The organism is Dietzia sp. Die43 (assembly GCF_024519835.1).
GTDB classification, from domain to species: domain Bacteria; phylum Actinomycetota; class Actinomycetes; order Mycobacteriales; family Mycobacteriaceae; genus Dietzia; species Dietzia kunjamensis.
In genome coordinates this window covers 32,426-44,882 of record NZ_JALJRF010000020.1, presented here as the reverse complement: position 1 = coordinate 44,882, position 12,457 = coordinate 32,426, and the positions used below count along the sequence as shown (strand labels likewise).

At 70.9% G+C, this 12,457-nt stretch carries 12 protein-coding genes; 9 read left to right on the top strand and 3 right to left on the bottom strand.

Annotation, left to right across the window (positions count from 1 at the left end):
* Positions 1–42 precede the first annotated feature (42 nt).
* Positions 43–1,275, bottom strand: a complete 1,233-nt coding sequence (locus NR111_RS15780) for an acetoin utilization protein AcuC (protein WP_206471984.1) — start codon at positions 1,273–1,275, stop codon at positions 43–45.
* 229 nt (positions 1,276–1,504) lie between these two features.
* Here NR111_RS15780 and NR111_RS15775 point away from each other — a divergent pair, with 229 nt between their 5' ends.
* Positions 1,505–2,194 (top strand): metal-dependent transcriptional regulator, encoded by a 690-nt coding sequence (locus tag NR111_RS15775; protein ID WP_069390229.1) that lies wholly within the window; start codon positions 1,505–1,507, stop codon positions 2,192–2,194.
* A complete protein-coding gene (galE, locus tag NR111_RS15770) occupies positions 2,191–3,171 on the top strand; it encodes a UDP-glucose 4-epimerase GalE (protein ID WP_067715826.1) in 981 nt (326 codons plus the stop codon). The genes NR111_RS15775 and galE overlap by 4 nt, the downstream gene beginning before the upstream one ends.
* A gap of 11 nt (positions 3,172–3,182) precedes the next feature.
* On the opposite strand, the gene NR111_RS15765 is transcribed toward galE, so the two are convergent.
* Entirely contained in the window at positions 3,183–4,340 is a 1,158-nt protein-coding gene (locus NR111_RS15765) for a DUF4192 family protein (protein ID WP_256821353.1), read from the bottom strand.
* A 286-nt stretch (positions 4,341–4,626) separates the two neighbouring features.
* Between NR111_RS15765 and NR111_RS15760 the strand changes: the two genes are divergently transcribed.
* The 7 genes from NR111_RS15760 (at position 4,627) to NR111_RS15730 (ending at position 11,856) form a co-directional block, all read left to right on the top strand.
* The gene (locus NR111_RS15760) at positions 4,627–5,577 is read left to right on the top strand and encodes a proteasome assembly chaperone family protein (RefSeq protein WP_067715823.1); all 951 of its coding nucleotides are present in this window, start codon (positions 4,627–4,629) and stop codon (positions 5,575–5,577) included.
* Positions 5,578–5,604: 27 nt separating this feature from the next.
* Positions 5,605–8,151, top strand: coding sequence for a DEAD/DEAH box helicase (locus NR111_RS15755; protein WP_256821352.1), 2,547 nt, complete (start codon positions 5,605–5,607; stop codon positions 8,149–8,151).
* 85 nt (positions 8,152–8,236) lie between these two features.
* Positions 8,237–8,695 (top strand): DUF3817 domain-containing protein, encoded by a 459-nt coding sequence (locus tag NR111_RS15750; RefSeq protein WP_096905531.1) that lies wholly within the window; start codon positions 8,237–8,239, stop codon positions 8,693–8,695.
* Positions 8,692–9,312, top strand: coding sequence for a TetR/AcrR family transcriptional regulator (locus NR111_RS15745; protein ID WP_067715815.1), 621 nt, complete (start codon positions 8,692–8,694; stop codon positions 9,310–9,312). The genes NR111_RS15750 and NR111_RS15745 overlap by 4 nt, the downstream gene beginning before the upstream one ends.
* A gap of 52 nt (positions 9,313–9,364) precedes the next feature.
* Complete coding sequence (locus tag NR111_RS15740; protein WP_067715878.1) at positions 9,365–10,180, top strand: NUDIX hydrolase; 816 nt, start codon at positions 9,365–9,367, stop codon at positions 10,178–10,180.
* 79 nt (positions 10,181–10,259) lie between these two features.
* Positions 10,260–11,261: a hypothetical protein gene (locus NR111_RS15735; protein ID WP_256821351.1), complete on the top strand. Its 1,002-nt coding sequence runs from the start codon at positions 10,260–10,262 to the stop codon at positions 11,259–11,261.
* 55 nt (positions 11,262–11,316) lie between these two features.
* On the top strand, positions 11,317–11,856 hold the full coding sequence (locus NR111_RS15730; protein ID WP_256821350.1) for a hypothetical protein: 540 nt from the start codon (positions 11,317–11,319) through the stop codon (positions 11,854–11,856).
* Here NR111_RS15730 and NR111_RS15725 read toward each other — a convergent pair.
* The gene (locus NR111_RS15725) at positions 11,853–12,236 is read right to left on the bottom strand and encodes a YchJ family protein (RefSeq protein ID WP_069390209.1); all 384 of its coding nucleotides are present in this window, start codon (positions 12,234–12,236) and stop codon (positions 11,853–11,855) included. The two genes, NR111_RS15730 and NR111_RS15725, sit on opposite strands and share 4 nt — an antisense overlap.
* Between the last annotated feature and the right edge of the window lie 221 nt (positions 12,237–12,457).

The window sequence follows — 12,457 nt, the reverse complement described above, 5'->3', positions numbered from 1 at the left end:
CTGAGGGGTAGGGGGTCGATGAGTCTGTTGCAGCGCCGCCGGTCAGTCACGGGGATCGTCCGGGTCGAGTCCGAGCAGGGGGTAGACCGAGCGGCGGGTGTCGAGGATCGACTGGTCGAGTCGGGCGAGCGAACGATCCATCTCCACCCCCCGATCGGATCCCGCGGGCTCCCACGGGGTGTAGCCGGGGGTCTCCCCGTCCCCCATCGTCTGCGGGACGCGGTCGGGGACGGTGAACCTGCCGGCCGCGGCCCGCCACTGGTCCGGGATCGCGGTCGCCGGGTCGAGCGGGACCCCCAGCACGGCAGCGATGAGGTGGGTCCACGACCGCGGGACCACCCGCACCAGTTCGTAGCCGCCCCCGCCGATCGCGATGAGTCTCCCTTCGCAGAGTTCGTCAGCCAGCGCCACGACCTCCAGATACGACTGCCGGTGACCGTCGACGGTCAACGAGAGGTCGGCGAGCGGGTCTTCACGGTGCGAGTCGCACCCGGCCTGCATGACGATGATCTGGGGTTCGAACGTCCGCAGCACTCCGGGGACCACGGCGTGGAAGCCCCGCAGCCAGAGATCATCGGTGACCGCGGGGAGGTACGCCAGGTTGACGGCGGTGCCCTCCGCGCGGCCGACACCGGTCTCCGACGCCCAGCCGGTGGACGGCCACAGGGTGGCTGGGTGCTGGTGCAGGGACACCGTCAGGACCCGCGGGTCCTCGTAGAACGCGGTCTGGACGCCGTCCCCGTGGTGGACGTCGATGTCGACGTAGGCGACGCGGTCGTACCCGTTGTCGAGCAACCAGCTGATCGCCACCGCCGCGTCGTTGTAGACGCAGAACCCGGCGGCGGCAGCGGGCATGGCGTGGTGCATCCCCCCGGCGACGGAGACCGCACGCGTCGCGGCCCCGCTGGCGATGGCCCGGGCGGCCGTCAGCGTGCCGCCCGCGACCGCCGCGCTGGCCTCGTGCATCGCCGGGAACGTCGGGTTGTCGGCCGTCCCGAGCCCGTGGCTCATCCCGACATGCTCACCGGGCGGCATGTCGCCGGCGGCCTTGACGGCGTCGATGTAGCGGGAGGTGTGGACCCTCAGTAGCTCGTCCTCGCTGGCCGACCCGGGGTCCAGCATCTCGACACCCTGCAGGACGCCGAGCTCGGTCGCGAGCGACATGGTCAGATCGAGCCGCCGTGGACTCATCGGGTGGTCAGCGGAATGCCGGTACTCCAGCAATGACGGACTCCACACGACCTTCGCCGCGACGCCGTCCCCGATCCCGGCCATAGCCACCGTCCTCCCGTGGGCCGGGTCGTTCCCGGCCCGAGCACCCCGAGCGAGCAGTGGGGCACGTCACCCGTGAATCTACGCGTGTGGCACCGGGCCCGGCCCCCGATTGTCCGCTCTCCACCCCGGTCGGTGGCCCGACGGTAGTCTCGGAGGCAGACCCCTGACGGCGCCCGCGCCTGCGGGGAGTCGCACACCTATCGACGATCCGACCGTGGAGGACTGCAGCGTGAAGGACCTGGTGGACACCACCGAGATGTACCTCCGCACCATTTACGAACTCGAGGAGGAAGGCGTGATCCCGCTGCGGGCGAGGATCGCCGAGCGCCTCGAGCAGAGCGGGCCGACCGTGAGCCAGACCGTCGCGCGGATGGAGCGCGACGGGTTGGTCCTCGTGGCCCCCGACCGGCATCTCCAGCTCACCGCCACGGGCAGGGAACTCGCGGTGGGTGTGATGCGTAAGCACCGCCTCGCCGAGCGTCTCCTGGTCGACGTGATCGGACTGGAGCTCGAGAAGGTCCACGCCGAGGCGTGCCGCTGGGAGCACGTGATGAGCGACGACGTCGAGCGGCGGCTCATCGAGGTCCTCGATGACCCCCGGACCTCGCCCTACGGCAACCCGATCCCCGGGCTGGAGCGGATCGGGTACCCCGCCTCCGCCCTCGACGACCCCAACCAGATCAGGCTCTCGGCGCTGGAGAGCGACGTGGCCCACCGGGTCCGGATCCGGGCGATCGGTGAGAACGTGCAGATCGACACGGAACTGATCTCCGAGCTCCGGGCCGCGGGCGTCGAACCGCTCAGAACCGTCACCGCCACCCGCCGCGGGCACCTCGTCGAGCTCGACTCCGGTGAGGGGCGCACGGTGGAACTCGACGGCGACCACGCCCACGCGATCCAGGTCGAGATCGTCTCGTGAAGCTGCTCGTCACCGGCGGCGCCGGGTATGTCGGCGGGGTCTGCGCGACGGTCCTGATCGAGCGCGGTCACGAGGTGGTGGTGCTCGACGACCTGTCCACGGGTAACCGGGACGGGGTTCCCGAGGGGGCGACGTTCGTCGAGGGGGACGTGGCCGTACGCGCGCCGGAGGTTCTCGACTCCTCGTTCGACGGTGTCCTGCACTTCGCCGCGCGTTCCCTCGTCGGCGAGTCCGTCGAGAAGCCCGGGGAGTACTGGCAGGGCAACGTCGTCACGTCCCTGGCCCTCCTCGACGCGATGCGTGAGTCCGGGGTGGGCAACCTGGTGTTCTCCTCCACCGCCGCCACCTACGGCGAGCCCGAGCAGGTCCCCATCACCGAGGACATGCCCACGCGTCCGACCAACACCTACGGGGCCACCAAACTCGCGATCGATCACGCCATGACGTCGTACGCCACCGCGTACGGTCTCGCCGCGACCAGCCTGCGCTACTTCAACGTCGCCGGGGCCTATCACGGTGCGGGCGAGAACCGGGTCGTGGAGACCCACCTCATCCCCCTCGTGCTGCAGGTCGCGCTCGGCCATCGCGCCGATATCAAGGTCTTCGGTGACGACTGGCCCACCCCCGATGGCACGTGCATTCGCGACTACATCCACGTCGCCGACCTCGCCGACGCCCATCTGCTGGCGCTGGAGACCAACACTCCCGGCACCCACCGGGTGCTCAACCTGGGCAGCGGTGAGGGGTTCTCCGTCCGTGAGGTCATCGACGTGTGCCGGGAGGTCACCGGACATCCCATCCCCGACGTCGTCGCCCCACGTCGCGCCGGCGACCCGGCGGTGCTCGTGGCCTCCAGCGCCCGGGCGATCGCCGAACTCGGGTGGAAACCCTCCCGCACCGACCTGCGTACGGTCGTCGAGGACGCCTGGGCCTTCACCGAGGCGCTCGGCGACCGCGCGCACTCGGCTCCGCGCTGACCCGGAGCGGCTCAGGCGGCCGCGGCCACCTGCCTGAGCCGTTCCGGAGACAGGCCCGCGTGCAGGCTGTCGATCAGGAGCCGGGCGAGGGAGTTGCCGGCGTCGGCGTCCAGGGCCGCCGACAGGGCCGACCAGGCGTGCACCCCGCTACCGTCGAAGTAGGCCGCGGCGCCGAGTAGCAGGAGCGCCACCGAGCGTTCACGCCCCGGCCTCCGGCGCGCGACCGCCCACCACACGAGACGTCGGCCGTCGCCGTCGCCCAGACCCCGCTGGGCCAGCCGCCGGTAGATCTCGTCCCGAACCGCGATGACGAGCAGGTCCCGGCCGATTCCGGCGAGCTCGTCGTCGTCGACACTCTCCCCCACCTCCAGTCGACGTGCGGCGTCGTCGTGACGCTCGACCGCCTCGGCCACCACCGCCTCCGCCACCCGACGGGCCCCGTCCACCCGCGGCGGCCCCGACTCGTGGGGATCCTCGTCGCAGGCGTCCGCGTCCCGCACGAGGTACATCCGGTCTATCTCCTCCCGCGAGCCGGCCCGGACCCGGCCACCGTACGCGTGGACCGCGGCGATCTGCGTCGAATCGGGATCGAGTTGGACCCCACGGACCATCCCGAACAGGTCCACCCACGGTGCGCCCTCGGCGAACTCGCCGACGCCGTAGGCCGCCGCGACCTCTGTGCCCGCGACACCCAGCCAGTACTCGAACGCCGATGCGGCGTCCTCCGCCCGCAAGCCCGCGTGGTAGTCCTCCACGCAGTCCTCGTGCACCACGACCAGATGCACCGACCCGATCCCCTCCCGCGCGCAGAACTGCGCCAACCCGCGCGCGGGACCGGGATCGACAGCCGGGTTCGAGCGCCCCACGGAAGCGTCGTCGGGACCGCCGTCGTGATAACCGTCCACGTCGTCGTCACCGTCGAGCAACTCGTCGTCATCGGGGTCGCCCCGTCCGGTCCCCAGCAACCCGTCGACATCCATACGGACCACCGGCCCCTGCCCGCCGTCGGCCGTCTCGCCGCACAGCACCACCACCGACCCCCGGCCCGGTGGGAAGCCGAGCATCGTCGGTATGGAGGCGATCAACTCCTCCGGCGAGGAGATCACCACCGTCGCCCGTCCGTCCGCCCCGTCATCGTCGATCATCTCGCCGGTCGTCATCGTCCTCATTCGTCTCCTGTCTCGCGCGTCCTGGGCCCCGCCCGGGTCCCGGCCCGCAGGTGCCGTGCACCGGTCTCACCATCGAGCACGTGGTCGGCCACCGGAGGCCTGCGGGCGTCCTGTCGCGCCCCGCCTGTGGAGAGGGGGACGACCTGTGGGGAACGGCCGGGGGACCGCCACCGGGGAATCAACCCGGGCGCGGTGTCGTTGTCACAGTTGTGAACCCCGTCCCGGATGGACGACCGGGCGACCCCGTACTCCCGACGGACGGGGTGTGGTGACGAGAGGAGTCGACATGGCCAGGCACAGCGATCTGTACCGAATGATCGAACCCGTTCCCGACCTGCGTTCGGAGGACGGTCGCGGGCCGGTCCTCGTACACGGACTCGAGGGGTTCTCGGACGCCGGCCAGGCGATCCAGGGCGTGGCCGAACACCTCCGCGAAACCCTGGACTCCCAGCTGATCGTCGAGTTCGACGTCGACGAGCTGGTGGACTACCGGTCCCGCCGCCCCCACCTGAAGTACTCGTTCGATCGGTTCTCCGAGTACGACCAGCCGACGATCCAACTGCACGCCGTCAAGGCCACCGACGGCACGTCGTTCCTGTTGCTCTCGGGCCTCGAACCCGACCTGAAGTGGGACGGCTTCACCAACTCCGTGATCGATCTGGCCGCCACCTTCGGCGTCCGCATGTCGATCGGACTCGGGGCCATGCCGCTGGGCGTGCCGCACACCCGGCCGACCAACTCCAGCGCCCACGCCAGTGATGTGGACCTCATCCAGGGGTTCACCGCCTGGCCCGGCGAGTTCTCCGTGCCCGGCAACGTGACCTCACTGCTCGAGCTGCGGATGGCCGAGCACGGGATCCCGTCCGCGGGTTTCACCGTGCACGTCCCCCAGTACCTCTCCCAGACCGCGTACCCCGCGGCGGTGCTCAACCTCGTCGACAACGTCTCGCGGCTCGCGGACCTCGAGCTGCCGACCACCGGACTGGAGAAGGCCGCCGAGGAGTTCACCGCGCAGGTCAACGCGCAGATCGAGAACAACCCCGAGGTCCTCACCGCCGTCGAGCTCATGGAGAAGCAGTACGACCAGTTCATGGAGACGCGCCTGGGCTCCGATTCACTCAACCCCGGCGGCAAGCCGTTGCCCTCCGGCGACGAGATCGGTGCCGAGTTCGAGCGGTTCCTGGCCCAGCAGGCCGAGGACGACGGGTCGGGCCGGGGCCCGGAGATGAACGGCTGACCGACCCCGGCGACTAGGCTCGGACCGGTGCATCTGCCCCACCTCCTCGCCGACCTCGACGACGTCCCCGCCGACCTGCACGACGAGGCGGTGTTCGACGCGTTCGTGGCGTGGGCCGCCGACCGGGGGCTGACGCCGTACCCGGCGCAGGAGGAGGCCGTCCTCGAGATCGCCGCCGGCAGCCACGTGATCCTGGCCACCCCCACCGGCTCCGGCAAGTCCCTCGTGGCGCTGGGGGCCCACTTCTCGGCGATGGCACGAGGTATCCGTAGCTACTACACCGCCCCCATCAAGGCGCTCGTCAGCGAGAAGTTCTTCGCCCTGTGCGAGGTCTTCGGCGCCGAGAACGTGGGCATGCTCACCGGCGACGCCTCGGTCAACGCCGACGCCCCCATCGTCTGCGCCACCGCCGAGATCGTCGCCAACATCGCGCTGCGCGAGGGTTCGGCCGCCGACATCGGCCAGGTGGTGATGGACGAGTTCCACTACTACTCCGAGCCGGACCGCGGCTGGGCCTGGCAGGTGCCGCTCATCGAACTGCCCGACACGCAGTTCCTGCTCATGTCCGCGACCCTCGGGGACGTCGACTGGTTGCGGGAGGACCTGCGTCGACGCACGGGTCGGGAGTGCGTGCACATCGGTGGAACCGAACGCCCCGTCCCCCTGTCGTTCGAGTACGAGCTCAGCGGCGTCCACGAGACGGTGGAACTGCTCCTCCGTGACGGCAAGGCCCCCGTCTACATCGTCCACTTCACCCAGGCCGCCGCACTCGAACAGGCCCAGGCGTTGACCTCGCTCTCGGTGGCGACCAAGGAGCGCAAGGCCGCGGTCTCCGAAGAGATCGGCGGGTTCCGGTTCAGCACCGCGTTCGGCCGCACCCTGCGCAAACTCCTGCTCCACGGGATCGGCGTCCACCACGCGGGCATGCTCCCCAAATACCGGCGGCTGGTGGAGCGGCTGGCGCAGGACGGCCTGCTCACCGTCATCTGCGGTACGGACACCCTCGGCGTCGGGATCAACGTGCCCATCCGGACCGTGCTGTTCACCGGCCTGACCAAGTTCGACGGCCGTCGTCAGCGGGTCCTCAAGGCCCGCGAGTTCCACCAGATCGCGGGCCGTGCCGGTCGGGCCGGGTTCGACACCGAGGGGTTCGTGGTGGTGCTCGCCCCCGAGCACGAGATCGAGAACGCCAAGGCCGCCGCGAAAGCCGCCGCCAACCCCAAGAAGAAGGCCAAGGCGGGCAAGAAGAAGCCCCCCGAGGGGTTCGTCAACTGGTCCCGGTCGACCTTCGACAAGCTCGTCGGCGCGCAGCCGGAGCAACTGACCAGTCGCTTCGAGGTGAGCAACTCGATGCTGCTCAACATCATCTCCCGACCCGGCAGTTGCTACGACCACATGCGGCACCTGCTGCTGTCCTCGCACGAGACCCGCGCGCGGGTACGTCGGCACGTGCTCCGTGCGATCGAGCTGTTCCGCGGGCTGGAGGCCGCCGGGATCGTGGAACGGCTCCCGGAGCCCGACGGCGACGGGCGGCACGTCCGGCTGACGGTGGACCTCCAACGGGATTTCGCGCTGAACCAGCCGCTGGCGCCGTTCGCGATCGCTGCGATGGAGGTGCTCGACCCGGAGTCCCCCACCCCCGAGCTGGACCTGGTCTCGGTGATCGAGGCCGTGCTCGACGATCCCCGGCCGATCCTGTACGCCCAGCAGCGCCAGGCCCGTGGGGAGGCGATCGGGGCGCTCAAGGCCGACGGGGTCGAGTACTCCGAGCGCATGGAGTTGGTCGAGGACATCTCGTGGCCCAAGCCGCTCGGGGACCTCATCGCCGACGCCTACGACGCCTACCGCGCAGGGCATCCGTGGGTCGCCGGGATCGAACCGTCACCGAAATCGGTCATCCGGGAGATGGTCGAACGGGGCATGACGTTCTCGGACCTCGTCTCGGCCTACGGGCTCGGCCGCTCCGAGGGAGCCGTGCTGCGCTACCTCACCGACGCCTACCGGGCACTGCGCCAGACCGTCCCCGCCGACCGACGCTCCGAGGAGTTCGAGGACCTGGTCGAGTGGCTGGGCGAACTGGTCCGACAGGTGGACTCGAGCCTGCTGGACGAGTGGGAGCTCCTCACCGACCCGGATGTGTCGTCCGCCCAGGTCGCGGAGCTCGCGTTCGGTGAGTCCGCCGGGAACACCAGGCCCGTCACCGCGAACAGGCGCGCGTTCCGCGTGATGGTGCGCAACGCGATGTTCCGCCGCGTCGAACTGCTCTCGCGCGACGACATCGAGCGGTTGGCGGAACTTGACGCGGACGTGCCCGACCACCCCGACTGGGACTCGGAGATCGACGCCTACTGGGACGAGTACGACGCCATCGGAACCGGTCCGGCGGCCCGTGGCCCCGCACTGTTCACGGTCACCGAGTCGGGCCCCGGCGTGGAGACCAATACGTGGCGGGTCCGGCAGGTGCTCGACGACCCGGAGGGCGACCACGGTTGGGCGATCGAGGGTGTGGTGGACCTGGCGGCCTGCGACGAGGCGGGCGAGGTGCGTTTCGCCTCACTCGCCCTCCACGGGTGAACCCGCCCCCGACCTGGAACCTACCCGCGCGGCCCGGGTCCGTAGCATGTGCGACGAACCCCGACCCGATCGATGGAGGACAGTTGTGACCCCCCGCATCCTGTACAAGAGACTCGCGCTCGCGGAGGTGGTCACCTGGACGCTCCTGATCCTGGGCATGATCGGCAAGTACGGCTTGGGATTCGACTGGGCGACCATGGTAGGCGGCAGCGTCCACGGGTTCGTGTTCCTCTGCTACGCGGTGGCCACCGTCGCGGTCTGGACCGACAAGCGGTGGACCGCAGGGACCGGTGTCCTCGGTCTGGCCTCCGCCGTGATCCCCTATGCGACTGTCCCGTTCGAGCGGTCGGTGGAGCGTCGTGGACTGCTCGACGGCCCGTGGCGGGTCGGCCCGGAGGGCGACGCCCCGCGTACGCTCCCGGAGCGCGTGCTGGCCTTCGCGGTGCGGTCGCCCGCCCTCGCGTTGGTGGCGACGCTCGTCGTGGTGGCGATCGTGTTCTCGCTGTTGCTGATGGCCGGCCCGCCGACCGAGTGGTTCTCGTGACCCCCACCCGCGAACCCGGCCGCCGGGAGTTGAACAAGGCCGACAAGCAGCGGCGCATCCACGCGGCCGCCCGCGACCTGTTCACCCGTCGCGGCTACTCCTCGGTGACCACCCAGGAGGTCGCCGATCTGGCCGAGGTCGGGACGGGGACGCTGTTCCGGTACGCGCAGTCCAAGGGCGAACTGTTGTGCATGGTCGCCAACGACGAGTTCCGCGCGATGGTCGAGACCGTCCCGGCCACCGGCGACCCGGTGAACGATCTCGTCACCCTGTGCGAACCTCTCCTGGTGGCGCTCGACAGGCAGCCGGAGAACATCGCGGCGTACCACCGCGAGACGCTGTTCGGGGAGCCCGGGCCGCACCGCGCGGAGGCGCAACGCATCCTCGGAGAGCTTCGCGACCTCATCGCCGGCGTCCTCGCAGGTCACTCGGGCACCTCCGCGACCGCGGACGACCTCGCCGGTCCGGCCCAGACCGTGTTCGACGTGCTCTACATGACCATCGTGCGGTGCGGGGTGGAGCGCTCCCCCGTCAGCGACAGCCGCGGGACTGTCACCGAGCAGGTCCGCCACGTGCTCTACGGCGTACTGCCTCCGGCCGCCACGGGTTCCGACTGACCGCACCCACCCCGGTGTGGGGCGCGCCACCGCGTCGGGCGAGACTGACAGCATGACCGAGGTTGACCAGAGCACCGCCCGCCCCGTCAAGGACGCCTCCACCGTGATGGTGATCCGCGATTCCACCGCCGGCCCGGAGGTGTTCGTCGCCCGCCGCGTCAAGGGTATGGCGTTCGCCGGTGGGATGACCGTCTTCCCGGGTGGAGGGGTGGACGCCGCCGACGACGACCCCGACCTCGCGTGGACGGGCCCGGCCCCCACCTGGTGGGCCGAGCGCCTCGGGTGCGACGAGCCGCGGGCCCGCCGGCTGGTCTGCGCCGCCGCCCGGGAGACGTTCGAGGAGTGCGGTGTCCTGTTGGCGGATCACCTCGACGGAGCCGCGGTCTCGGATGCCGGCAGGTACCACTCGGCCCGGGCCGAGCTCGAAGCCCACGAGTTGTCGTTCAGCGGCTTCCTGGAGCGGGAGGAGCTCTCGCTGGCCGCCGGCCGTCTCCGTCCGTTCGACCACTGGATCACTCCCGAGGTCGAGAAGCGCCGGTACGACACCCGGTTCTTCCTCGCCGCACTGCCGGGCGGGCAGGAGCCGGACGACCTGACCACCGAGGTGGACCTGACCATGTGGGCCCGCCCCGTGGACCTGCTGGCGGACTTCCGTACGGGCCACTCGATGCTGCTGCCGCCCACCTGGACCCAGCTACGCCACCTCGCCGAGTTCGCGGACGTCGACTCCGCACTGGCCGCGTCCCGGACCATCGCGCCGATCCAACCGGAGATCATCGAGCACCGCGGCGGCATCAGGGTCGGGTTCGACGGCTCCGACGAGTACTGGTCGGACTATCAGGCAGGGCATCCGCCGACCGGGAACTGATCGGCGCGCGCCGGGACCCGTGCGCCGGACCCTGTCGAACCGCTCACGGAGACGGTGGCTCGGTGGTTGACTGCCTTGCATGCCGGCATTCGAGTTCGACGTGGACGCGTCGATCGCGGCCGGGTGGGACCGTTTCGCCTCCCACCTGGCCGATCTCCTGCGCGACCTGGTCCCCGGCGCGATCTTCGACCTGGCGGTACCCGTCCTCGGTGCGCCCTCCGCGCACACGCCGTACATCCGGTTCACCGCCGTCGCCTCCGGGCGGGTCGACGCCGAGGTCTCCGGCGGCGGTTCTGAGGACACCCCCACCCCCCTGAGCCCCGCGCAACTGGCGCAGCTCTCGGCCCTCGGATGGCAGGGCGCCGACACGGGTCGTGAACCGGATCCCGCCGCCGGCCCCCGTGTCAGCCTGACGACGGACCGGGCCCGCGAGCTGTCCCACCTCGTCGCCGGGACGCTGGAACAGGTGTTCGGGATCCGGCACCCGGTGTTCCTGCACGATGTCACCGACTCCGATCCGGATGACCTCGTCGGCGCGCGTCCGGTCGAGCCCGGGCCTCCGGACGGGGACCCGGACGGGGACCCGTCCGACGCCGGGGGCCCCGCGGGCGGCGAGGACGACTTCCGCCCGCAGCCGATCACCGATCCGGACCAGGCGACCCGGGCTGTGGAAGCCGCCCTCACCGAGGTCTACCGGCGGCGCGTCCGGGCCGACGAGCACGATGTCTTCACCGTCCCCGCCGGGTGCGTCCTGCTCTTCGTGCGCGCGCACCGTTCCCTGCCGCTCATCGTGTTCCGCAGTCCGCTGGTGTCGGCGGTGGAGGACGCGGCCGCCGCGGAGACCGAGGTCGCGATCCTCAACCGCGACTCCTTATGGTGCCGGTACGTCTTCGACGGCAAGGCGATCACCGCCGAGTCGGAGTTCGTCGACCGGGTGTTCGTGCCGGTCAACTTCAAGATCCAGCTGGCCGAGATCTCCGCGGAGCTCGATGACGTCTACCCGGACCTCGTACGCCGGGTCGCGGGCAAACACTCGCGGGACCTGCGAGCCTCCGATGACCCCGGCCCCGACGGGCCGTAGGATCAGGGACTGCCGGGACCGGCCCGGCGCACGATCCCGCCACAGGAGCGCCCCTATGCGTCGCGCCGCCCTCGCCGCCGTGGTCACGGCGGCGACCGTGTTGACCAGTGCCTGCTCTCCGTCGCTCCTCGGCGACGACGACGAACGCGCCGTGCCCGCCCCCACCGCGGAGTCCAGCGGCCCGCTGCCCTCATCCCAGCAGTTCGACCGCCCGTTCCCCGTCTCGGGCGATCTGTGGGACGCCACCGTCACCGTGTCGAACCTGCGGATCGAGCCGTCCTCCGCGTACTCGGACGCCGTGCTGGTGGTGGATGTCCGTGCCGTGCAGTCGTCCGGGCAGCCCGAGTTGGGTCCGGCCGACTTCTCCGCCTTCGACCCCTCGGGACGACCCTTCGAGCGGATCCAGAACCCCGCGGGAATCGTCGACGACCCGCTGGTCCCCTCGGTCCTGGCCACCCCCGGCGAGGAGATCCGGGGAATGGTGGCCTGGACGGTGCCCCGCGGTGTCAGGATCGGCCGGATCGACGTGACCACCCCCGGCACGATCGGTTCGTTCATCGTGACCCGCCAGCCGGAGGACCCCGCCCGGTCCTAGTCGCCCGCGGGATCCGACCCCGTCAGGTACGTCCAGCGCCCGCCCCTGCGCTCGAACAGCGACCGTTCCCGCATCACGGTCGGGCCCTCCGGGCCGGTGTACCGCGCTTCGAACTCGACCACCCCGCCGTCGTCGCCCTCATCTCCGGCGACCACCTCCACGACGGTGAGCCCGGTCCACTCCACGTCGGATGCCTCGACCGTCGGCGGCCTGGTCCGGGGATGCCACGTGCGCCAGAGATGGTCCGTGTGCCCCAGCACGAACGCCGTGTACCGCGACCGCATCAGCCGCTCGGCGGTGCGCGCCGGCAGGCCGTCGTCGACGATCGGACCGCAGCACGTCCCGAACCCGTCCCCACTGCCACACGGGCATGCGCTCATCGGTCCACTCCGTTCCCCCTGCGATCCGATCCCCTCAGGCTACCGCCGCCGCACCGGGCGGCCACCGACCCGCCCAGCCCCGCCACCGGACGCCGCCCGCCTACCCCCGGCCTTCCCGGCGGTCTATCCTCGCTGGTGACATGACTGGTTTCGCTTCCCTCCGCTCGCTCACGCGACGCCGCCCGGACCCCGACCTCGCACCCCTTCGCGTGCGCTCCTGC

Excerpts from the sequence above, each read along its gene's own strand:
- NR111_RS15780 (WP_206471984.1), bottom strand. The coding sequence starts at position 1,275 with ATGGCCGGGATCGGGGACGGCGTCGCGGCGAAGGTCGTGTGGAGTCCG.
- NR111_RS15765 (WP_256821353.1), bottom strand. The coding sequence starts at position 4,340 with ATGAGGACGATGACGACCGGCGAGATGATCGACGATGACGGGGCGGAC.
- NR111_RS15760 (WP_067715823.1), top strand. The coding sequence starts at position 4,627 with ATGGCCAGGCACAGCGATCTGTACCGAATGATCGAACCCGTTCCCGAC.
- NR111_RS15740 (WP_067715878.1), top strand. The coding sequence starts at position 9,365 with ATGACCGAGGTTGACCAGAGCACCGCCCGCCCCGTCAAGGACGCCTCC.
- NR111_RS15735 (WP_256821351.1), top strand. The coding sequence starts at position 10,260 with ATGCCGGCATTCGAGTTCGACGTGGACGCGTCGATCGCGGCCGGGTGG.
- NR111_RS15730 (WP_256821350.1), top strand. The coding sequence starts at position 11,317 with ATGCGTCGCGCCGCCCTCGCCGCCGTGGTCACGGCGGCGACCGTGTTG.
- NR111_RS15725 (WP_069390209.1), bottom strand. The coding sequence starts at position 12,236 with ATGAGCGCATGCCCGTGTGGCAGTGGGGACGGGTTCGGGACGTGCTGC.